This window comes from Sphingomonas sp. BL-S-28, from assembly GCF_055521515.1.
Map to the genome: position 1 here is coordinate 597,819 of NZ_CM145484.1, position 20,430 is coordinate 618,248.

Sequence of the window (20,430 nt, forward strand, 5' to 3'; positions counted from 1 at the left end):
GGGCAGGGCCGATCCCGCTCTAAAGCACCCAGTGAATGGTCGTGACGAAGTATGATGCCACCGGACGACCCTGCGCATCCAGCGCGGGTGTGAAGGCGGAATGTTCGATGAAGACCTTGCAGGCGATCTGCTCGAACTTGGGGTTGCTGTAGGACCGCTGGATGGCGCAGTCTTTCGGTCGGCCCTCGGCATCCACAAGCACGCGCATATTGATTAGGCCCTGCTTGCCCATGAACGCCAAATCCTGCGGATACCGGTTCTGCAGATAGCTGACGGTCGCGGTCGACGGCTTGACCTTGCGAGAGAGCGCGGCCTGCTCTGCCGGATCCAGTCCCCACTTTTGCACCATGTCATCGGTACACTTGCGCAGCGCGGCGAAAGGCTGGTCGAGAGGGCCGGTGTCCAGGGTGAGCTTGCGGACGCCCCAGAATACCGTGATCTTGCCGATCTTCCGCTCGGTTTCCGCGGTGACTTTCGGCGGCTCGTCGCTACCCGGCTCTCGAACGCCGAGGCTGGAGGTGACGAACAGCGCGGGGATGCCTTTGCCATATTCGCCGTGTCGGGCGTGGTCGTCGATCGATTCCGGTTGCCGGTCGCCATAGGCAAGCTCCAGGCCGGTATCATGGACGCTGCCGCGCAGTTCCTTGCCGATGAGCACGAGCTGATAGGAATCGCCCGGCGCGAACTTCTCGAACCGCATGATGAAAGGCGATTCGCTGCTTCCGAAGCCACGCGCCAGCGAACAGCTGTTGTCCGCCCAATCGACGGTCCACGGCGTGACCGGGTGCAGTTCCAGCTTGAGTTCGGCGGCCGTCGCAACCTGGGCCCCCAGGCATGACAATGCGATCGCAGTGAAAGCGATATTCCTCACGAAGTTCCCCGCCTTTTCGCGCCCCCGGCGCGCCCCGGACGCCCCGACACAGCCGTGGTCGAAGCGCCTCTTTTCCGGGTTCTCCCTATAACGCCGCGGAGGCAAACGAAAACCCCGGCCGTTTCCGGCCGGGGCTGCGTTTGTCAGATTTTCACGGACGATCAGAGCTTGCCGGTGAGTTCCGGAACGGCGCTGAACAGGTCCGCCACCAGCCCGACGTCGGCGACCTGGAAGATCGGGGCGTCTTCGTCCTTGTTGATGGCGATGATGGTCTTGGAGTCCTTCATGCCCGCAAGGTGCTGGATCGCACCCGAGATGCCGACCGCGATGTAGACTTCGGGAGCCACGATCTTGCCGGTCTGCCCAACCTGGTAGTCGTTGGGCACATAACCCGCGTCCACCGCAGCGCGCGAGGCGCCGACGGCAGCGCCGAGCTTGTCGGCGAGCGGCATGATGACCTGCTCGAAGGTTTCCGAGTCCTTCAGCGCACGGCCGCCCGAGACGATCACCTTGGCGCTGGTCAGTTCCGGACGTTCCGACTTCGCGAGTTCGGCACCCACGAAGCTGGAGAGGCCCGCGTCACCGGCACCGGCGACGTCTTCGATGGCAGCCGAACCACCCTCGGCAGCGGCCTTCTCGAAGGCGGTGCCGCGCACGGTGATCACCAGCTTGGCATCGCTCGATTCGACGGTGGCGATGGCGTTGCCGGCGTAGATCGGACGCGTGAAGGTCTTCTCGCCCTCCACCGAGAGGATGTCCGACAGCTGCATCACGTCGAGCAGCGCGGCCACGCGCGGGGCGACGTTCTTGCCCGTGGTGGTGGCGGGCGCCAGGAACGCGTCGTGGTGGCCCATCAGCTCCACGATCAGCGGCGCGACGTTCTCGGCCAGGGCGTGTTCGTAGGCGGCGTTGTCGGCCACGTGGACCTTGGCGACGCCGGCGATCTTCGCGGCGGCTTCGGCAGCGGCGCGGCAGCCCGAGCCGGCGACCAGCAGGTGAACTTCACCCAGCTTGGCGGCGGCGGTGACGGTGTGGAGCGTTGCGTCCTTGACCAACGCGTTGTCGTGTTCGACCCAAACGAGCGTCTTCATCAGGCGACTCCCAGTTCCTTGAGCTTTGCAACCAGCGCATCGACGTCGGCAACCTTGACGCCTGCGACGCGAACCGGCGGCTCCGAGACCTTCAGGGTCTTGAGGCGCGGGGCGATGTCGACGCCGTAATCGGCGGCAGTCTTCACATCGAGCTGCTTCTTCTTCGCCTTCATGATGTTCGGCAGCGAAGCGTAGCGCGGCTCGTTGAGGCGCAGGTCGGTGGTGACGATCGCGGGCAGAGCCAGCTTCACGGTCTCCAGACCGCCATCGACTTCGCGGGTCACGGCAACGTGATCGCCGTCGATCTCGACCTTGCTGGCGAAAGTGCCCTGCGGGCGGCCGAGCAGCGCGGCGAGCATCTGGCCGGTCTGGTTCGAATCGTCGTCGATCGCCTGCTTGCCGAGGATCACGAGGCCGGGATTCTCTTCGGCGACGATCGCCTTGAGGATCTTGGCGACGGCCAGCGGCTCAACCTCGGCATCGGTTTCGATCAGGATCGCGCGATCGGCACCCATGGCGAGTGCGGTGCGCAGCGTATCCTGCGCCTTGGCCGGGCCGACCGAGACGGCGACGATCTCTTCAGCCTTGCCCGCTTCCTTGATGCGGATGGCTTCTTCGACCGCGATCTCGTCGAACGGGTTCATGCTCATCTTGACGTTGGCCAGGTCAACACCCGTGCCATCCGCCTTCACGCGCGGCTTTACGTTATAGTCGATCACCCGCTTTACGGGCACGAGGATCTTCATCTGATCGGGTCCTCTCAGTTTCAGGCGCGGCGTATTTAGCCGCTCGATTAAATCCACTCAAGGCCCGCCTAATAGGCAATTGACGTATACGTCAAGCCCCGCTGGCGGCGAGATGAGCCCGTGGTGGGTTCACGGCGAGTGCCATATCGCAAATCCGCGAAAATGCGCATCGCCCCGGCAGAAACCGGCGGGCCAGAATTACTATGACGCCGGAAAGGCCGGCTTCATGCGAACTTGATATGCAAACGGCGGGGGTCCGGAAGACCCCCGCCGCTGCATTATCCGTTACGGGATCGTGTGCGATCCAAGAGACGGCCCCCTATCAGGCGGCGACGTTCTTGACCTCGGCCACGATCTTCTTGGCGGCATCGCCCAGGTCGTTGGCGGGGACGATCGGCAGGCCGGAATTGGCCAGGATGTCCTTGCCCTGCTGGACGTTGGTGCCTTCGAGGCGAACGACGAGCGGAACCGAGAGGTTCACTTCCTTCGCGGCGGCAACGATGCCGTCGGCGATGACGTCGCACTTCATGATGCCGCCGAAGATGTTGACCAGGATGCCCTTCACGTTCGGATCGCGCAGAATGATCTTGAACGCCGCGGTCACCTTTTCCTTGGTGGCGCCGCCGCCAACGTCAAGGAAGTTGGCCGGGAACGAACCGTTGAGCTTGATGATGTCCATCGTCGCCATGGCGAGGCCGGCACCGTTGACCATGCAGCCGATGTCGCCATCGAGCTTGATGTAGGCCAGGTCGTACTTCGAAGCTTCGACTTCCGCCGGATCTTCTTCGGTCTCGTCGCGCAGGGCCTGCACGTCGGGGTGACGGTAGAGGGCGTTCGAATCGAAGCTCATCTTGGTGTCGAGGACGAGCAGGTTGCCATCCTTGGTTTCGACAAGCGGGTTGATTTCGAGCATGTCGCAGTCAAGCGCGACGAAGGCTTCGTACAACTGCTTGGCGATCTTCTGCGCCTGCTTGTTGAGGTCGCCGGTCAGCTTCAGAGCGTAGGCAACGGCGCGGCCGTGGTGGGCCTGGAAGCCGGCGGCGGTGTCGATGGTGACGGTGGTGATCTTCTCGGGGGTGTTGTGGGCAACATCCTCGATGTCCATGCCGCCTTCGGTCGACACGATCATGGCGACGCGGCTGGTGGCGCGGTCGACGACCATCGACAGGTAGTATTCCTCGGCGATGTCGACGCCGTCGGTCACGTAGAGGCGGTTCACCTGCTTGCCGGCTTCACCGGTCTGCACGGTGACGAGCGTGTTGCCGAGCATTTCCTTGGCGAAAGCTTCGACTTCCTCAACCGACTTGGCGAGGCGCACGCCGCCCTTGGCGTCGGCTGGCAGTTCCTTGAACTTGCCCTTGCCGCGCCCACCGGCGTGGATCTGGGCCTTCACGACGTAGAGCGGCCCGGGGAGCTGCTTCGCGGCGGCAACCGCTTCCTCGACGGTGAGGGCGGGGATGCCGGCGGGGATGCCGACGCCGAACTTCGCAAGCAGTTCCTTTGCCTGGTATTCGTGAATGTTCATCGCTGAAATCGCTTTCTGCTGGAGTGTCCGTGGAAAGGCTTGTCCAAAAGCACGGGGGGCCCCGAACTTGATCCGGGCCGCATAAGCACATCCCTGCGCGCTTGAAAAGTCCCGTTCCCTCGCGCAAGGACGCGCACGCGGCCTGTGCATTCGCGCACGGTGCCGCCACGAACCATCCGCATCGAAGCCCCGGGCTTGCACATGATCGACCGCGACAGACTCGAAGCTATCGTCCGCGAGGCAGGACGTATCGCCCTTGCCGGTTGGCCGGGCGACGGCCATGTGCTTGATCATTGGGAGAAAGTGCCGGGCAGTCCGGTCTGCACGCTGGACCTGGCGGTGGACGAATTCCTGCGCCGTGAACTCGGCGCGCTGCTGCCTTCCGCTGGCTGGCTATCCGAAGAAACCGCCGATTCGCACCACCGCACCGCACACGAACTGGTGTGGCTGGTCGATCCGATCGACGGGACACGCGATTTTATCGCCGGGCGGCCGGGCTGGGCGATCTCGGTCGCGCTGGTGAACACGCGGCGGCCCTTGCTGGGCTATCTCTATGCCCCGGCCCGCGCACGCGATGCCGGCGGCGAGTTCTGGCACGCCGAAGCGGGCAAGGGGGCATGGCGTAACGGCACCCGGCTCAATGCCAGCCACCGCGAGACGCTGCCCGGAGCGCGAGTCCCCGCGAAGAAGCTGGCGGCCGAAGATTCGGACTTGGTGCTGGTAGACCAGCCCAATTCGATTGCGCTCCGCATGGCGATGGTCGGCGCCGACGAGGCGGACATCGTCGCCACCCTGCGCTGGGGCTACGAATGGGATATCGCCGCGGCCGGGCTAATCGCGCGCGAGGCCGGGGCGGAAGTGACCGACGCTTTCGGCAAGCCGCTCAATTATAACAAGCACGATCCCCGCGCTTTCGGTGTGCTCTGCACGTCACGCGCGATTCACGGCGCGGCGGTGGCGCGTCTGGCGGAACGGGCCGAGCGGTTCTCGGCCGGGCCGAAGGACTGAACGACGCGCCTGAATCGAAGGGGCGCCGCATCTGAAAACACCCTCAGCCGTCATCCCCGCGAAGGCGGGTATCCCGCTTTCTTGGCCAGCGTCGCAGAAAAGTAGCGGGCCCCAGCTTGCGCTGGGGCGACGGTTTGTAAGAAATCGTTTCCGCTTGAAGCGTCAGTGCACAAACCGTGCGATCACGTCGCGGTAGGAGCGGCTGACCTTCACTTGCGCGCCCGAATCGAGCACCAGGAAGCATTCGCCGTTGGTATGCGGCTTCACCTGACGGACCTGATTGAGGTTGACGATGGTGGAGCGGTGCACGCGCTGGAACACGCGAGGATCCAGCCGGCGTTCGAGGTCCTTCATCGTCTCGCGCAGGATCAGCGAGTTGTCGGCAGTGCGGATGCACATGTAGTCGCCGGCAGCCTCGATATGCTCGATCGAATCGACGTCGATCCGGAAGATCTGGCCGCGATCCTTGATGTTGATGAGCTTTTCGTAGCGGTCCGCGTTGGGGTCGCTCTCTTCCGGCATCGAATCCACCGCGTCCGGCGCGACTTCGGCCAGCACGGTCTTGAGCTTTTCCGCCTCGTCGGACGAGCGCTTTTCGGCAATGCGCTGGCGCACGCGGGCGAGCGTGTCGTCCAGCTTCGCCTCGTCCACCGGCTTCATCAGGTAGTTCACGGCATTGGCCTCGAACGCACGAACCGCGTGTTCCTGATAGGCGGTGACGAAGACGAACAGCGGCGGTTCGATCTCCATTACGCCCTTCACCACCGAGAAGCCGTCGAAGCCGGGCATCTGGATGTCGAGGAACACGAGGTCGGGCTTCTCGGTCTTGATCTTGCGGATCGCCTCGCGCCCGTTCGAACAGGTGTCGATGATTTCGACGTCCGGGTACTTCTCCAGACGAATCTGAAGGCCCTGGATCGCGAGTTTCTCGTCATCGACGAGGATGGTGCGGATGGTCATGTGTCACTTGTCTCCGGCCTCGCAACGCGCGGGGGCCAAAATTGTTTCATCGCCCGACGAGAACGGGCTGCCGCTGCGGTTCTTCGATGTCCTCGGGGGAGGGTTGGCGCTCCGCGGGAAGCTCGATCAGCACGGCAAAGCCGCCTTCGACAGGCTCCACCGTTTCGAAGCGGTGATGCTCGCCGTAGGCCTGGCTGAGGCGGTCGCGGATGTTCGAAAGGCCGACGCCGGTGGATACCGGCTCCCCTCCATCATAGGTCATGCCCGACAACCTGTTGTCGGTAGTCGGAGTTTGCAAGCCCGGTCCGGTGTCCGAGACGGTGATGCGAAGCATCGGCCCGACGAGTTGCGTGGCAACGGTGATTTCGGCGCCCGACTCCTGCGGCGCGACGGCATATTTGATGGCGTTTTCGACCAGCGGCTGCAGCAGCAGCGAGGGCAGCAGGCAGGTTTCGGTGGCCGGATCGATCGCGAAAGTGGTGCGCAGTCGTTCCTCGAATCGCATCAGTTCGATGTCGAGATAGAGCTTCAGCGTATCCACCTCGGTCGCCACCGTGACGCGCGCGGAAGGCTTGTTGATCAGCGTGTAGCGCAGGAACGAGGACAGGCGGCTGAGCATGGCGTTGGCCGGCTCGGTCTGCTTCAGCAGCACCAGCGTGGAGATCGAGTTCAGCGTGTTGAACAGGAAGTGCGGGTTCAGCTGATAGCGCAGCATCGCCAGCTGCGCCTGCGTTGCCTGGTTCTCCAGTTGAATCAGCTGATCGTTCTGTTCTTCCACCTGCAGGTAGAAATTGATCGCGTAATAGAGCGCCGACCATGCCCCTAGCAGCGTGGCGTCGTAATAGAACACGCCGATGAACAGCTGCGTGAAGCTGGTGTCGCTGTCCGCGCGGTAGAGCGAGATCACCCAGGCATCGATGAACGCGTGCAATGCCACCGCAATCGGCAGGATCAGCGCGGTCATGCCCCAGGTGACGATCGGCCGCTTGGTGATCAGCAGGCGATAGACGACCGACAGCACCAGCGAGATCGAGAAGCCGGTGATCGTGGCGATCAGCACCAGCACCAGATTCGACAGCGGCTGGTCGTTGGCCAGCGCCGACATCGTGCGCAGCAACATCGCACCGCCCCAGCCCGCGAACTGCAGGCGCCAGAAGGCCTTGTCCTTGTCGGCGAAGAAGGGGATCGGTTGGATCGGCAGAACGCGCATGGGGCTATCTAGACGAAAATCGCACGGGGCGGCAAATCCGGGGCGCTACGCAGGTGGCCCCGGGCGATTTCCCGATGGGTATCAAGGATATGGATCCTTTGGCCCATCCGCCGCAGCCCGTCAGGCCCCGCTTGCTTCGGAAATTGCCTGCGACAGCTGATCGAAGCCCACCGCGCCGGAGATCAGGCGGTCGCCGACAACCCAGCTGGGCGTGCCGCTGAAGCCGAGTCGGCCGGCGACATCCAGATTGCGGGACAGTTCCTGCGCCACAACCTGACTGGCCGCCACCTTGTGGGCGCGGTCCATGTCCAGACCGGCTTCTTTCGCGGCAGCCTCGATCGCCTGCGGATCGACCTGGCCGGCGGAGAACATGGCATCGTGGAACTTCGCGTACTTGCCCTGCTCTGCGGCGGCGAGGGCCATGCGCGCCGCGTCCGGGCTGTGCGGGCTGATGATCGGCAGTTCGCGCACGACGATGCGCAAGTTCGGGTTCTTGGCCAGAAGCTGCGCCACGTCGGGCAGGCTGCGGCGGCAATAGCCGCAGGCATAGTCGGTGAATTCCACCAGGGTGACCGCGCCGTTGGGATTGCCGAGTACGGCGCCGGGGAAGGGCGTTTCCACGCTCTGCTTCACGCCGGCCAGTTGCGCCTTGGCCTGCTTGCGCTGCAGGGCGTCCATCGCCTCGGTCAGCACTTCGGGATTGGTGACGAGATAGTCGTGAATCACGCGGCCGGCGATCACCGGCCCGCCGAACCAGACGCCTGCGCCCACAAGAGCGATGCCTGCCACGGTCGCCGCGATCTTCGTTCCAAGTGCCATTATTGTCGTCATTCCCGTAATCTGGAGGTCCCGCCTTTAACGGCGCTTCTTGTTGCGTTCCAGTGTGGCGCGCGCTTCCATCTCGATGTCCTGCGCGCGCAGCCAGTCCGGCGTGCCCTGCTTCAGCCCCGCCTCGGCGGCCTGCGCATTCATCAGCGCGGCATCCATCTGGCCGGACAGCGATTGCTGCTCCGCACTGGCAAGGCGCGCGCGCGGCATGTCGCCATTGGCGGCGTAGATCGTGCCCAGCTGATACCAGGTGAACGGATTCTCACGGTCGCGCGCGGCGGCGTTCTTCAGCACCGTCTCGGCTTCCTTGAAGTGTTGCGGGTCTTCGGTCGCGATCAGCGCGTGGCCGAACAGCGTGGCGATCAGCGGCTGGTATCCGGTAAGTTCGGTGGCCTTGCGCAAGGGCACGAGCGCTTCGTTGGGCTGGCCCGATTCGAGCAGGATCTGCCCCTTCAGCTCCAGGAAATAGGGATCGTCGGGATCGGTCATCAGCAGCGCGTCTGCCTCTGCGGTGGCGCGGTCCATTTCCGATTGGCGGTGCCAGGCATAGGCGCGGGCATAGTGCGCCGGCACTGAATTGTCGGTCTGCGGATAGAGGCGGAAGACGTCGCGCGGCTCGGCCAGATAGCCGAATAGCTTGGCTTTCATTCGCACGTAACGGGCCTGAATCTTGGGATCGTCAGGCTTCAGCCAGGCGGGATCCTTCTCATAGGTATCCTGCAAGGTCTGGATGCGATCGCCGGTCAGCGGGTGCGTGGAATAGAACTGGTCGCCGTCCTGCGGGCGATAGCCGTAGCGGAATTCCAGATTCTGCAGCTTCTGGAAGAATTCCAGCGATCCGCGCCCGCTGATCCCGGCGGCCGAGAGATACTGCGCGCCGGCGGCATCGGCGGAGGCTTCCTGCGTGCGGGTATAGGCCAGGAACTTGCCCATGGCGGCCTGCTGGCCGGCCATGATCACGCCCATCGCGGCCTCGGCGCCGCCTGCCGCCGCCGCCGCCGCGCCGAGCAGCAGGGAGAGCAGCGAGATGTTGGTGGCGCTCTGCGCGCCCTGATTCAGCACTGCGTGGCCGCCGGTCACGTGGCCCAGTTCGTGCGCGATCACGCCCTGCACTTGTGCGGCGGAATCGGCCTCGTTGATCAGGCCCGAATTGACGTAGACCGCCTGCCCGCCGGCAACGAAGGCATTGACCGAGGGATCGTTCACCAGAACGATGTCGACATGCGATGGATCCAGCCCGGCGGCGACGATCAGCGGGCGGGCCATGTCCTTCAGCAGGGCCTCGGTCTCCGCATCGCGCAGGATCGACTGGGCTGCGGCGGGCGTGGCCGACCAGCCGAGCAGCGCAACCACACTCAGGATTACTGTGGCAAAACGCGCGAAGGACATGGGGACTGTTGGGACCTCTCGCGCTGAACCGGGGCTGAAGCGCCGTGTGAAGGGGCGAAGCCTAGCGTTCGAGCCGGGGCTGGCAAGATGGCAAAAAGAAACTCGATCGAGATGCTTGGGTGCAACGCCCCCTAGGGCCGATTCGCCACCAGCCACACGCGCACCGCGCCGGCGAGGCCGGGCGGGACTTCCGCCTCCAGTCGCTCGGCATCGATTCGGGCGACCAGCGCGTTCACCGGTACGCCCGCTTCGGCGGCGGCGACGCGCAGCATGTCCCAGAATACCGGCTCAAGACTGATCGAGGTCTTGTGCCCGGCGATCTCGACCGAACGCTTGATGGGTGGGTGATAGAGTGACGTCACGCGGCCAGCCTAGGCGTGGTTCCGCCCGGTTTGAAGCTGGTTCTGCTGCTGGGCGTTATACTTGCGCCACTGACCTCGTCGTCCCCGCGAAGGCGGGGACCCCGCTTGTTCTTCTCCGCCCGCAAAAAAGCGGGACCCCCCGCCTTCGCGGGGGCGACGAAGAAAGAGCGGCAGGGTATCCTCAGCGATCGGATAATCCGGATCGCCCATAAGAAAAGGCGGCCCTGAGGCCGCCTCTTCCCTCCTCTCCAAACCGTGAAGGCCGGACCGTCTTTTCGCGGTTCCTGGCCGGTTTGAAACTCTGTCGGCCGAAGCCCTGCTTAGTTGGCGGAGGCCATGCGATCGCCCTGCATGTAGGGGATCGGGTTGACCGCTTCGCCGTCGACGCGGACTTCGTAGTGGAGGTGCGGGCCGGTCGAATTGCCGGTGGTGCCGACATAGCCGATCACGTCGCCCTTGTGGACCATCTGGCCCTCGGCAACGTTCAGGCGCGACATGTGGCCGTAACGGGTTTCAAGGTCGCCGCCATGTTCGAGTTCGACGAACAGGCCGTAACCGCCGAACCACGAAGCCTTGCCGACGACGCCGTCAGCGGTTGCGTAGATCGGGGTGCCGACGGGGGCGGCCAGATCGATGCCCTTGTGGGCGCGGCGGCCGCCGAAAATCGGGTGTTCGCGCATGCCGAAGCTGCTGGTGAGCTTCAGGCCTTCAAGCGGGGTGCGCGAGGGGATGTTGACGCCGGAAAGACGGGCGGTGCCGGGGATGGCGGGCTTCGCCTTGGCCGCGGCAAGGCCGGTTTCCTCGAAATTCTGCCAGGAGCTGAACAGGGTGCGGAACTGTTCGTCCTCACCGCCGCTGGCCGACTGGTTGGCGGCCTGGGCGGTGCGCAGCGGGGCCGAAATGTCGGCGGCGGCTGCGGCGCTGTTGGCCATGGCGGGGTGGGCTGCCAGCGAAAGACCCGCGACTGCGACCGTAGCCGACACCGTGCGGAACTTGGCAATGAGTTTCGTTACGACCACTCGCAATACCTTGTTATCCGCCGGAATCCCGAGAGATTCGACGCTTGTCTTTAGCGACCGGCACGCCAAGCGGCGCACCGTTAACCCTAGTTATGTGAGATGGTCGGAACCCCCCGCCGTCTCGCGAGGTGGAGTTATGCCGATCAGTTCCTAACAGACAACCCCAAGGTAGAAATCCCGCGATAAACCGGCAGCGAGGCGCGCCGAGTCGTTGAACGGCGGCTTAACGGCACCACGAAAATGGCGGGAAACCAGGGTTTTCCAAAGCTCGCTCGGTTCACCGTTCATCGCTTCGGCGCATGCGGCGAAATGGGTTGAGCCGAAACGAACGTGGCGGATTTCATCGTCAAGGATTCTTTCGAGGATGCGCGCGCCGCGCTCGTCACCCGAACTTCGCACCCGCTCCAGCATGGCCGGCGTCACGTCCAGTCCGCGCGCTTCCAGCACCATCGGCACCACGGCGAGGCGCGCGGTAACGTCGTGGCGCGTCTCGTGCGCAGCGTCCCAGAGGCCGCTGTGCGCGGGCAGGGCGCCGTAGTGCCCACCCAGTGCGCGCATATGCCGGTCGATCAGCGCGAAGTGCAGCGCTTCATCGGCGGCGACCGAGAGGAAATCGCTGACGAATCCTTTGTTCATCTGCGCACCGAATCGCCCCGCCATGTCGAGCGCAAGGTCGATGGCAACGAATTCGATATGGGCGATCGCATGCCAGAGCGCGAGCCGGCCGCGTTCCGAACCGCCCTTGCCGCGCTTGGGCATGCGGTTCGGCGGCAGCAGTTCAGGCGCGGCCGGCCGACCCGGTTCCTCGGGCATTTCCACATCGAAGGCATAGGCGAGGCGGCCCAGCCGCCAGTCGCGTGCCACCTTGCGGGTAGCCATGATTTTGGCGCGGGGGTCGGATTCGAGCAGCACCTCGCGGATCGCGGCGGCAACACTGGGCATTGGAGACTGCACGATCAGAGCGCCTTGGCGGCCTCCAGCACGTGTGCAGCGTGGTCCTTGACCTTCACCTTGTCCCACACGCGGGCGATCTTGCCATCGGGGCCGATCAGGTAGGTGGTGCGGACCATGCCCATATAGGTGCGGCCGTAGTTCTGCTTCTCGGTCCAGATGCCGAGCGCGTCGGACAGGCCGCCTTCCTCGGCATCGCTGGCGAGCGGGGCCTTGAGGTCATGCTTGGCGATGAAGTTCTGGTGCTTCTTCGCCGAATCCTTGCTGACGCCCAGCAGGGCAACGCCGGCTGCGTCGAACTCACCCTTCAGGGCCGAGAAATCGAGGTTTTCGGTGGTGCAGCCGGGGGTGTTGTCCTTGGGGTAGAAGAACACGACCAGCTTCCGGCCCGCGAAGTCCGAAGCCTTCACGCTGCCGCCTTCGGGCGTTTCCATCGCGATATCGGGGAACGGGTCTCCGGCTGCAGGACGGGTGCTCATCAAGTGGTCTCCAGTGTTTCGCCGAAAGTCTCGCTCCAGCTCGCGGCGACATACGCGCGGGCCCGGGCGAGGGCAGATTCAAGCTCTTGCCATGCGCCATAGCCGCAGGCGCGTTCCAGCGCCATGCAGGAGGGCTTGCCCGGCACCTGGGTATCGGGCGCGAAGAGGCGGCCGGCCACCAGCAGGCGCGTCATGACGTCATGCGCCTCCACCAGCGTGGCCGGCAGCAACCCGTCCGCCACCAGCAATTGCAGCGCCGCGCCCAGATCGGGATCGAGGCCGAGCCCACTGCGCAGCTGCGTGAAGTGGACAAGGAATTCGAGGTCCACCAGTCCGCCGCGCATCAGCTTCACATCCAGCGGGCCCTTGGCGGGTTTGTGCCCGGCCATCTTGGCGCGCATTTCCAGCACGTCCGCGCGCAGCTTGTCCGCATCGCGCGGCGCGGCGAGCACGCTGTGAATCACGTCGCCAAGGTCGGCGCGCGCCTTGGCCGAGCCGTAAAGCGCGCGGGCGCGGCAGAGCGCCATGTGTTCCCAGGTCCAGGCCTGTTCCTGCTGATAGCGTGCAAAGCTGTCGAGGCTGGCGGCAGGCGGGCCCTGCTCGCCAGAGGGCCGAAGGCGGGTATCGACTTCGTAGAGCGCGCCTTCGGCCGTCGGCACCGATAGCGCGGCGGTCACGCGCTGCGAGACGCGGTTGTAATAGAGCGTTGCCCCCAGCGGCCGCCGCCCATCCGATTCGCCCGCGAAATCGCCGGTGAACAGGTAGATCAGATCGAGGTCGGAGGCATGGGTGAGCACGCCGCCGCCCATGCGGCCAAGGCCGAGCACCACCAGTTCGCTGCCCGGCACCACGCCGTGGACGGCGCGGAATTCCTCCAGCGCGGCGTCGGTCAGCACCACCAGCGCGGCTTCGGCAATGCGGGCGAGGGCATGGCCGATGTCGAGCGGATCGTTGGCGCCCTCGATCAGTTGCACGCCCAGCGCAAAACGCCGGTCGCCCACCTTGCGGCGCACGGTGCCCAGCTTCTGTTCGTAGTCGGCACCGGGCTCGAACTGGGTGAATTCGGCGACCAGCTCGTCCACCGATCCGGGCAGGTCGAAGGCGCTGGCATCGATCAGCGGGTCCAGCAGATCGGCGCGCCGGGCCAGCGCGTCGGCCAGCGTGGGCGCAAGGCTGAGGATGCGCGCCAGCCGTTCCAGCAGCGCCGGGCGGGCTTCCAGCAGGCGGAACAGGTTGATGGCGGAGGGCAGGTTGTTCAGCAGCTTTTCGAAGCGGGCGAAGGCGCGCTCCGGCTCCGGCGCGGCGGCCAGCGCGGCGAACAGATCGGCGCGCACGGCGGCGAAGGCGGCGCGCGCCGCGTCCGAACGCAGCGCGCGCATCCCGCCGGAAAGCCAGCCTTCGACGCGGTGGGCCATCGCCTCGGCATCGGCAATGCCAAGCCCGGCCAGTTCGTCGCGCAAGTCGTCCTGCGCGGGCATGGCGACTTGCGTTGTGGGGCCGAGCGGGGTGTTGGCCATGACCAGCGCGTCATAGCGTTCGCCCACGGCATCGGTGATCGTGCGGAGTTCGCTGAGCAGGGCCTCGCCATCGGGCAACCCGTCAAGCTTGGCCACGGCTTCCAGCGCTTCGGGCCGCATCGGCAGGGCGTGGGTCTGCTGGTCCTGCACCATCTGCAGGCGGTGTTCGATGGTGCGCAGGCGGTCGTAGCTTTCGCCCAGCAGGCGCGCATCCTCGGCCGGCACCAGCCCGGCTTCGGCCAGCGCGTCCAGCGTGGCGCGGGTGCCGCGCAGGCGCAGCGCGGGGTTGCGGCCGCCGTGAATGAGTTGGTGGGTCTGGGCGTAGAACTCCACCTCGCGAATGCCGCCGCGCCCTTTCTTCAGGTCGAAGCCGGGGCCGACGGTGGCGCTGCCGCGCGTATTGGCGCGAATCTGCGCGGTGAGGCGGCCGATCTCGGCAATGGCGCCGAAATCCAGGCTCTTGCGCCAGACGAAGGGGCGGATCGCGGCCAGAAACGCCTCGCCCGCGGCGACATCGCCCGAACAGGCGCGGGCGCGGATGAAGGCGGCGCGCTCCCACGCCAGCGCGGACGATTCATAATGACTCAGCGCCCCGTTGATCGAAATCGCCAGCGGGCTGACCTCGGAGGCCGGGCGCAGGCGCAAGTCGATGCGGAAGACGTAGCCGTGGTCGGTGACTTTGCCGAGCGTCTCCACCACCGCGCGGGCCACGCGCTGGGCGGCCTCGCCCGGTTCGTCCCGCTCTCGCCGGGGGAGCAGTTCGGGATCGAACAGCAGGATCGGATCGATATCCGAACTGTAGTTGAGTTCGCCCGCGCCATGCTTGCCGAGTGCGAGGGCGAGGAAACCGGCAGGCTCCGCATCGGGCACGCGGCGGCGGATACCCTCGGCAATGGCGCCATCGAGCGCGCGGTCGGCCAGTGCGGAAAGCTCGCCGGTGACGCGCAGCAGCGGGAAGGCCCCGGCAAGGTCGCCGATGCCGAGGGCGAGGGCCATTGCCTGCTTCTCGCGGCGCAGCGCGATGCCGACATCGTCGATGCCGCTGCCGGCGGTGCGGGCGAAAGCTAGCGCGTCCTCGCCCTTGCCCTCTGCCAGCAGCCCGGCAAGGTCCGGATGCCGGTCCAGCAGCGAGGCGAGGTAAGGGGCATGGGCACGCGCGCGTTCGATCGCGCCGGTCCAATCGGCTTGCAGTTCGGCATCCATGCCGGGGTTCCTGCCCAAGCGGGAGCCTGAGGGCAAGCGTGTCGGTTGGCGCGGCGTATTCCGAACTTAGCATCTCGTCGCCCCCGCGAAGGCGGGGGGCCCGCCTTTCTTGAGCCATGCCGCGGGCGTTGAAAGACAAGCGGGATCCCCGCCTTCGCGGGGATGACGGGGTTTATTGAAGGATATGCCGTGCCTTCGCTCCGCCTTGTGCCCACCGCCTGCCTCTGGCACGAGGCCGGTCATCCAAAAGTACAACAGGCCCGATGCAGTCGAGGTCTGAAAACAGGATCGCCCAGACAATGAAACGCACCGCCGCCCTGCTTGCCTCTGTCGCCCTGTGCTTCGGCACGGCCGTCATCGCCGCGCCCAAGTTGCCGAAGGGCACCGCCCTGCCGCCGCCGCCGATGACCGCGCAGCCGGCGCCGCAGCTTTCGGTCGACAACATGAAGACGCTGGTGAAGACGCTGTCCTCGGACGATTTCGAAGGCCGCGCACCCAGCACGAGCGCAGAGCTCAAGGTGCTCGACACCATCATCGCATCGTTCAAGAAGGCAGGCCTCCAGCCGGGCAACAAGGGCCAGTGGCTGCAGGACGTGCCGACGGTGGAGATCACCGGCAGCAACCATTCCGCGCTGACGGTGACGGGCAGCAAGACGCCGCTCTCGTTCAAGTTCGGTGACGACTATGTGGCCGCCAGCTACCGCGTGACGCCCAAGACGCAGGTGAAGGACAGCGAACTGGTCTTCGTCGGCTACGGCATCAATGCGCCGGAACTGGGTTGGAACGACTATGCCGGGATCGACATGCACGGGAAGACCGCGGTCATCCTGGTCAACGATGCCGACTATGACGCCGCCACCGAGGAAGGCCCGTTCAAGGGCCGCCGCATGACCTATTACGGCCGCTGGACCTACAAGTTCGAGGAAGCCGCGCGCCAGGGTGCCACCGCTGCGCTGATCGTGCATGACACTTTCCCCGCCGCCTACGGCTGGAACGTTGTCAATTCCAGCTGGACCGGCGCGCAGTACCGCGTGGCGACGCCGAACGACGACATGGACCAGACCGCCGCCAATGGCTGGATTCAGAAGTCGGTGGTCGAATCGATCCTGAAGGCTTCAGGCAAGGACCTTGTTGCGCTGTCGGCTGCTGCCAAGCAGAAGGGTTTCAAGCCGGTGCCGCTGGGCCTGAAGGTCAGCCTGGGCTTCGACAATGCGATCCGCCGCTCCACCTCGCACAACGTCGTCGGCGTGCTGCCGGGCAAGGTGCGCCCGGATGAATACGTGCTCTATTCGGCGCACTGGGACCACCTTGGCCACTGCACGCCGGACAAGACCGGCGACGGCATCTGCAACGGCGCGGTGGACAATGCCACCGGCGTCGCCGCGCTGGCCGCAATTGCCGAGGCCAATGCCAAGGCTGGCCCGGCTGCGCGCAGCCAGGTCTTCGTGGCGGTGACGTTGGAGGAATCGGGCCTGCTCGGTTCGGAATATTACGCCGCCAACCCGATCTACCCGCTCGACCACACCGTGGGCGGGGTCAACATGGATGCGCTGCTGCCGGGTAGTCGCACGCGCTCCTATGCCATGACCGGGGGTGACAAGTCCGACCTCACTTCGATCTTCCGCGACGAACTGGCGGACGAGGGCCTGAGCGAAGTGCCCGAGGAGCACACCGAGCGCGGCTATTACTATCGTTCCGACCACTTCTCGATGGCGAAGCGCGGCGTGCCGATGTTCGATCTGGCCGCCAGCACCGACTGGGTTGAGGGCGGCAAGGCTGCAGGCGACGCGGCCAGCGAGGATTACAACTCGAACCGCTACCACGGGCCCAAGGATGAATACTCCGAGGCGTGGAACTGGGACGGCATTGCCCAGACGGCGGGGCTCTACTATCGGCTCGGCCGCACGCTCGCCGATTCGGACTTCTGGCCGAACTGGCACGAAACCGACGAATTCCGCGCGATCCGCGACAAGGCTTGCGCCGCGGCTCAAGGAGGCTGCCACAAGTGACTTTCGCCCTTCCCCCCGAGTGGCATCCGCAGGACTGGATCTGGATCGGCTTCCCGCATGACCCGGTGGAATGGCCGGGCTTTCTGGAAGCCGCACAGGTGCAGATGGCCGAGTTCGCCTCGGCCGTGGCCGAATCGGGGCAGGAAGTGCGCCTGATCGTGCGGGACGAGGCCAACCGTGCGCGCGCGGCCTCGCTCGTCTCGTCCAAGGTCTCGCTGGAAGTGCGCCGCTATGGCGACGTCTGGCTGCGCGATACCGGGCCGCTGGTCTGTGCCGACGGTGCGGGCGCGCTCAAGGCCATGCGCTTCGGCTTCAACGGCTGGGGCGGCAAGTACCTGATGGATGGGGACCAGGAAATCGGCGCCGAACTGGCGCAGGATGCCGGGCTGGAGGTGGAAACCTCGGACTGGATTCTGGAAGGCGGCGCGCTGGATGGCGACGGCACCGGGCTGGTTGCCACCACCGAGCAGTGCCTGCTCAACCCCAATCGTAATCCGCACCTGAGCCGCGGCGATCTGGAAATGCGCCTGAAGCGCGATCTGGGCTACGACCGCGTGCTGTGGCTGGGCGACGGCCTGATCAACGATCATACCGACGGCCATGTCGACAACCTTGCGCGCTTCGTGGCGCCCAATGTGTTGGCCCTGCCGCGCGCGACCGGCCCGAACGATCCCAACGCCGCGATCTACGCCGATGCCAAGGCCCGGGCCGAGGCAATGGGCGTGACCGTGCGCGAAGTGCCCTCGCCGGGCCGGGTTGAGTCTGACGGCCGGATCGAGCCGGCCAGCTACATGAATTTCGCGATCACTTCCAAGCTGGTGGTCGTGCCGATCTACGGCACCGAGCATGACGCGGACGGCATTGCCGCCATCGCAGAACTGTTCCCCGATCGCGATACCGTGGGCGTCATGGCCGATGCGGTGCTGGCCGGTGGTGGTTCGTTCCACTGCTCCAGCCAGCAGATGCCTTCCAGAGCATGATGGTGTCTGTCTGAACTACCCTTCGTCATTGCGAGCGTAGCGAAGCAATCCAGAGCGGCGCGGGATCGCCCCTAGATTGTTTCGCTACGCTCGCAATGACGATTCAGGGTGAAGTCTTCCGCTTCAAGCGACACATAGCGGGTTCACGCCTTTAACCGATTGGCAACCGGGCAGGCGCATGATCGCTTTCATGGCCCGCATTCTCGCTCTTGCGCCCGTCGCCCGCTCCACCGTTCAGGTAGAGATCCTGCGCGTCACCATCGTGTGCGGCTGCGCACTGGCGCTGATTCTCGCCAAGGCTCCGCTGCCCTTCTGAGGCGCTGGAAGTGTGCTCCAGGCACACAATCCTCCCGGTTTTCCTCGTCGTTTCAGAACGTTTTGGCGCGCCCGTTTGCGTCTTATCGTTTCTGCTGCACTGCACATCGTGTCTGCTGCAGTGCAGCAATGAAATGTCACGTTCGGTCGATGCAAACGAAATCATAGCCTCCCAGTTTAAGCGCTCACGCGATTTGAACTGGAGATACGCCATGCAACCCACGACCGAAGCCGAGCGGGCCCGTCTTCGCCAATCGCTCGTCGGGAATTTTCTGCTATTGCTGTTCGGCCTGGGCGTGCTGGGCTTTCTCGTTGCCGTCGACAGGGCCGAATGGTTCACCCTGCGGCCGGTTTCGGGAACCTCGGTCGCGCTGTCCAATGCCGCGACCGTCAAGACCGATGGCAAGGCGGCCGTCGTGGAGGATTCCGCCAAGCGATGATCGTTACCCCTTCGCTGCAACCCCTCCAGATCCTGCGAGAGATCTGGAAGCCGATTACCGTGCTGTTCGTCTGGGACGTCGTGGTCACGGTGACGTACTTCATGCTGCCGTTCCACGCGCCCAACCTGCCGGTTACGCTGTTCGGTTCGGCGCTGGCGCTGTTCCTGGGCTTTCGCAGCAACTCCGCCTACCAGCGCTGGTGGGAAGGGCGCGGGCTGTGGGGGCTGATGATCAATGCCAGCCGCAACATCGCCCGTGCCGCGCGCAATTTCATGCCCGATCCGGAAGCCACCGAGCTGAAGCGCCGCGTGGTGCTGCGCCAGATCGCCTACGTCAACGCGCTGCGCTGCCAGCTGCGCCGGATCAAGCCGGACGAGGAAGTGCGGCGCATGCTGTCGCGCGGCGATGCCGACGAATCGCTGGAGCGGGTGAACATCGCCAACGGCATTCTCGACGATACCGGCCGCCGTATAGATGAGGCGCGGCGCAAGGGCTGGATCGACACCATCCAGCAGACGCAGATGGAAGCCGTGTTGGTGGACATCGCCAATGCGCAGGGAGGCATGGAACGGCTGAAGAACACGCCGCTGCCCTATCAGTATCGCTTCTTCCCCACCGTCTTCACCCACATGTTCTGCATCCTGCTGCCGATCGGCCTGGTGGAGACGCTGGGCGTGGCGACGCCGCTGGGCTCGACCCTGGCGGGAATCATGTTCCTGGCGGTGCTGGCGATCGGTGACGATCTGGTCGATCCTTTCGCCAACTCGGTTCACGACTTGCCGCTCAACGCCATGTGCCGCACCATCGAGATCGACCTGCTCCAGTCCATCGGCGAGGAAGCACCGCCGCCGATCGTGCAGGACAAGCACGGCATCCTGTGGTGATTCTGGACAAAGCGCTCTAGGAGCGGTCCATGGCCAAAATAGACCGTCTTGAACGCATGGACACCCGCCGTGCCGACCTCGAAATCGAATACCGCGCCGCGCTGATCGAGGCGCTGCGGGTGACGGCGGCGGGGCAGTGGGGCCTGTTCGGCCACAACAAGGACAAACAGGCCCGCGCCAAGGCCGCGCCTTTGGTGGACGGCCTTACCGAACTGGCCGACGAGATCGACCAGTTGCGCGATCAGCTGGATATGGAGCCTTTCGCGCTCCACGCCGAATTCCTTGCGGCTCGCGGGCCGGTGCAATCGCATGCGGTGGGTGAGCCCAAGCAGGCGCAGGCTTGGCTGGATCGGCTGGCGCAGGAAGGCTAGTCCTTGGTGCGATAGCACGAAGGAGCCGTGATGCGTCTCTCCAAGGATCGCCAGACCGCCCGCGCCACTGTGCGGCTGGGCAAATGGGTGGAACTCGACGCCCGCACCGACTTCAGCCCGCCGGGGCTGGTGGCCGTGGGCATATTGGTCTCGGGCATTCTGCTGAGCACCAGCGTTCTGGTGGCGGCGGCCGGAAGGGCCAAAGCGCGGCGGATTCAGGCGCGCGGGGATCGCAGCCTTCCGCGTTGACTGGGTTTCGGGCGGGGATTTCG

Annotated in this window: 21 protein-coding genes; 8 read left to right on the plus strand and 13 right to left on the minus strand. The window is 65.2% G+C overall.

Annotated features, from left to right (window positions below; genetic code table 11):
- Positions 1 to 19: 19 nt before the first annotated feature.
- The 4 genes from ACZ1JC_RS11685 to sucC all read right to left on the minus strand — a co-directional run bounded on the left by ACZ1JC_RS11685 (position 20) and on the right by sucC (position 4,233).
- Positions 20 to 871, minus strand: coding sequence for an energy transducer TonB (locus ACZ1JC_RS11685; protein WP_465136705.1), 852 nt, complete (start codon positions 869 to 871; stop codon positions 20 to 22).
- Between the two features lie 161 nt (positions 872 to 1,032).
- Positions 1,033 to 1,962, minus strand: coding sequence for an electron transfer flavoprotein subunit alpha/FixB family protein (locus ACZ1JC_RS11690; protein ID WP_465136704.1), 930 nt, complete (start codon positions 1,960 to 1,962; stop codon positions 1,033 to 1,035).
- Positions 1,962 to 2,708 carry an electron transfer flavoprotein subunit beta/FixA family protein gene (locus ACZ1JC_RS11695; RefSeq protein WP_465136703.1) on the minus strand — a complete coding sequence of 249 codons (747 nt, stop codon included), beginning with the start codon at positions 2,706 to 2,708 and terminating at the stop codon, positions 1,962 to 1,964. Before ACZ1JC_RS11695 ends, ACZ1JC_RS11690 begins: the two co-directional genes overlap by 1 nt.
- Positions 2,709 to 3,030: 322 nt before the next feature.
- On the minus strand, positions 3,031 to 4,233 hold the full coding sequence (gene sucC / locus ACZ1JC_RS11700; RefSeq protein ID WP_465136702.1) for an ADP-forming succinate--CoA ligase subunit beta: 1,203 nt from the start codon (positions 4,231 to 4,233) through the stop codon (positions 3,031 to 3,033).
- 201 nt (positions 4,234 to 4,434) lie between these two features.
- Between sucC and ACZ1JC_RS11705 the strand changes: the two genes are divergently transcribed.
- A complete protein-coding gene (locus ACZ1JC_RS11705) occupies positions 4,435 to 5,241 on the plus strand; it encodes a 3'(2'),5'-bisphosphate nucleotidase CysQ (RefSeq protein WP_465136701.1) in 807 nt (268 codons plus the stop codon).
- Positions 5,242 to 5,403: 162 nt separating this feature from the next.
- On the opposite strand, the gene ACZ1JC_RS11710 is transcribed toward ACZ1JC_RS11705, so the two are convergent.
- The 9 genes from ACZ1JC_RS11710 to glnE all read right to left on the minus strand — a co-directional run bounded on the left by ACZ1JC_RS11710 (position 5,404) and on the right by glnE (position 15,159).
- Complete coding sequence (locus ACZ1JC_RS11710) at positions 5,404 to 6,201, minus strand: LytR/AlgR family response regulator transcription factor (RefSeq protein WP_465136700.1); 798 nt, start codon at positions 6,199 to 6,201, stop codon at positions 5,404 to 5,406.
- Between the two features lie 46 nt (positions 6,202 to 6,247).
- Positions 6,248 to 7,411, minus strand: a complete 1,164-nt coding sequence (locus tag ACZ1JC_RS11715; protein ID WP_465136699.1) for a sensor histidine kinase — start codon at positions 7,409 to 7,411, stop codon at positions 6,248 to 6,250.
- Positions 7,412 to 7,531: 120 nt separating this feature from the next.
- Positions 7,532 to 8,230, minus strand: a complete 699-nt coding sequence (locus ACZ1JC_RS11720; RefSeq protein ID WP_465136698.1) for a DsbA family protein — start codon at positions 8,228 to 8,230, stop codon at positions 7,532 to 7,534.
- A gap of 36 nt (positions 8,231 to 8,266) precedes the next feature.
- The gene (locus ACZ1JC_RS11725; RefSeq protein ID WP_465136697.1) at positions 8,267 to 9,628 is read right to left on the minus strand and encodes a M48 family metalloprotease; all 1,362 of its coding nucleotides are present in this window, start codon (positions 9,626 to 9,628) and stop codon (positions 8,267 to 8,269) included.
- Between the two features lie 131 nt (positions 9,629 to 9,759).
- Entirely contained in the window at positions 9,760 to 9,990 is a 231-nt protein-coding gene (locus ACZ1JC_RS11730; protein WP_465136696.1) for a ribbon-helix-helix domain-containing protein, read from the minus strand.
- Positions 9,991 to 10,310: 320 nt separating this feature from the next.
- The gene (locus tag ACZ1JC_RS11735; protein WP_465136695.1) at positions 10,311 to 11,009 is read right to left on the minus strand and encodes a M23 family metallopeptidase; all 699 of its coding nucleotides are present in this window, start codon (positions 11,007 to 11,009) and stop codon (positions 10,311 to 10,313) included.
- A 150-nt stretch (positions 11,010 to 11,159) separates the two neighbouring features.
- A complete protein-coding gene (locus tag ACZ1JC_RS11740) occupies positions 11,160 to 11,951 on the minus strand; it encodes a ferritin-like domain-containing protein (RefSeq protein WP_465138615.1) in 792 nt (263 codons plus the stop codon).
- Positions 11,952 to 11,965: 14 nt separating this feature from the next.
- Positions 11,966 to 12,439 (minus strand): peroxiredoxin, encoded by a 474-nt coding sequence (locus tag ACZ1JC_RS11745; protein WP_465136694.1) that lies wholly within the window; start codon positions 12,437 to 12,439, stop codon positions 11,966 to 11,968.
- Complete coding sequence (glnE, locus tag ACZ1JC_RS11750; RefSeq protein ID WP_465136693.1) at positions 12,439 to 15,159, minus strand: bifunctional [glutamate--ammonia ligase]-adenylyl-L-tyrosine phosphorylase/[glutamate--ammonia-ligase] adenylyltransferase; 2,721 nt, start codon at positions 15,157 to 15,159, stop codon at positions 12,439 to 12,441. The genes ACZ1JC_RS11745 and glnE overlap by 1 nt, the downstream gene beginning before the upstream one ends.
- Positions 15,160 to 15,458: 299 nt before the next feature.
- On the opposite strand from glnE, the gene ACZ1JC_RS11755 reads away from it, so the two are divergent.
- From ACZ1JC_RS11755 to ACZ1JC_RS11785, 7 genes are all read left to right on the plus strand, one after another.
- Positions 15,459 to 17,168, plus strand: a complete 1,710-nt coding sequence (locus ACZ1JC_RS11755; RefSeq protein WP_465136692.1) for a M28 family metallopeptidase — start codon at positions 15,459 to 15,461, stop codon at positions 17,166 to 17,168.
- The gene (locus ACZ1JC_RS11760) at positions 17,165 to 18,148 is read left to right on the plus strand and encodes an agmatine deiminase family protein (protein ID WP_465136691.1); all 984 of its coding nucleotides are present in this window, start codon (positions 17,165 to 17,167) and stop codon (positions 18,146 to 18,148) included. Before ACZ1JC_RS11755 ends, ACZ1JC_RS11760 begins: the two co-directional genes overlap by 4 nt.
- 178 nt (positions 18,149 to 18,326) lie before the next feature.
- On the plus strand, positions 18,327 to 18,464 hold the full coding sequence (locus ACZ1JC_RS11765; RefSeq protein WP_465136690.1) for a hypothetical protein: 138 nt from the start codon (positions 18,327 to 18,329) through the stop codon (positions 18,462 to 18,464).
- A gap of 211 nt (positions 18,465 to 18,675) precedes the next feature.
- The gene (locus ACZ1JC_RS11770) at positions 18,676 to 18,903 is read left to right on the plus strand and encodes a hypothetical protein (RefSeq protein ID WP_465136689.1); all 228 of its coding nucleotides are present in this window, start codon (positions 18,676 to 18,678) and stop codon (positions 18,901 to 18,903) included.
- Positions 18,900 to 19,787 (plus strand): bestrophin family protein, encoded by an 888-nt coding sequence (locus ACZ1JC_RS11775; RefSeq protein WP_465136688.1) that lies wholly within the window; start codon positions 18,900 to 18,902, stop codon positions 19,785 to 19,787. The genes ACZ1JC_RS11770 and ACZ1JC_RS11775 overlap by 4 nt, the downstream gene beginning before the upstream one ends.
- A 29-nt stretch (positions 19,788 to 19,816) precedes the next feature.
- A complete protein-coding gene (locus tag ACZ1JC_RS11780) occupies positions 19,817 to 20,158 on the plus strand; it encodes a hypothetical protein (RefSeq protein ID WP_465136687.1) in 342 nt (113 codons plus the stop codon).
- Between the two features lie 30 nt (positions 20,159 to 20,188).
- Positions 20,189 to 20,407 (plus strand): hypothetical protein, encoded by a 219-nt coding sequence (locus tag ACZ1JC_RS11785; protein WP_465136686.1) that lies wholly within the window; start codon positions 20,189 to 20,191, stop codon positions 20,405 to 20,407.
- Positions 20,408 to 20,430: the final 23 nt, after the last annotated feature.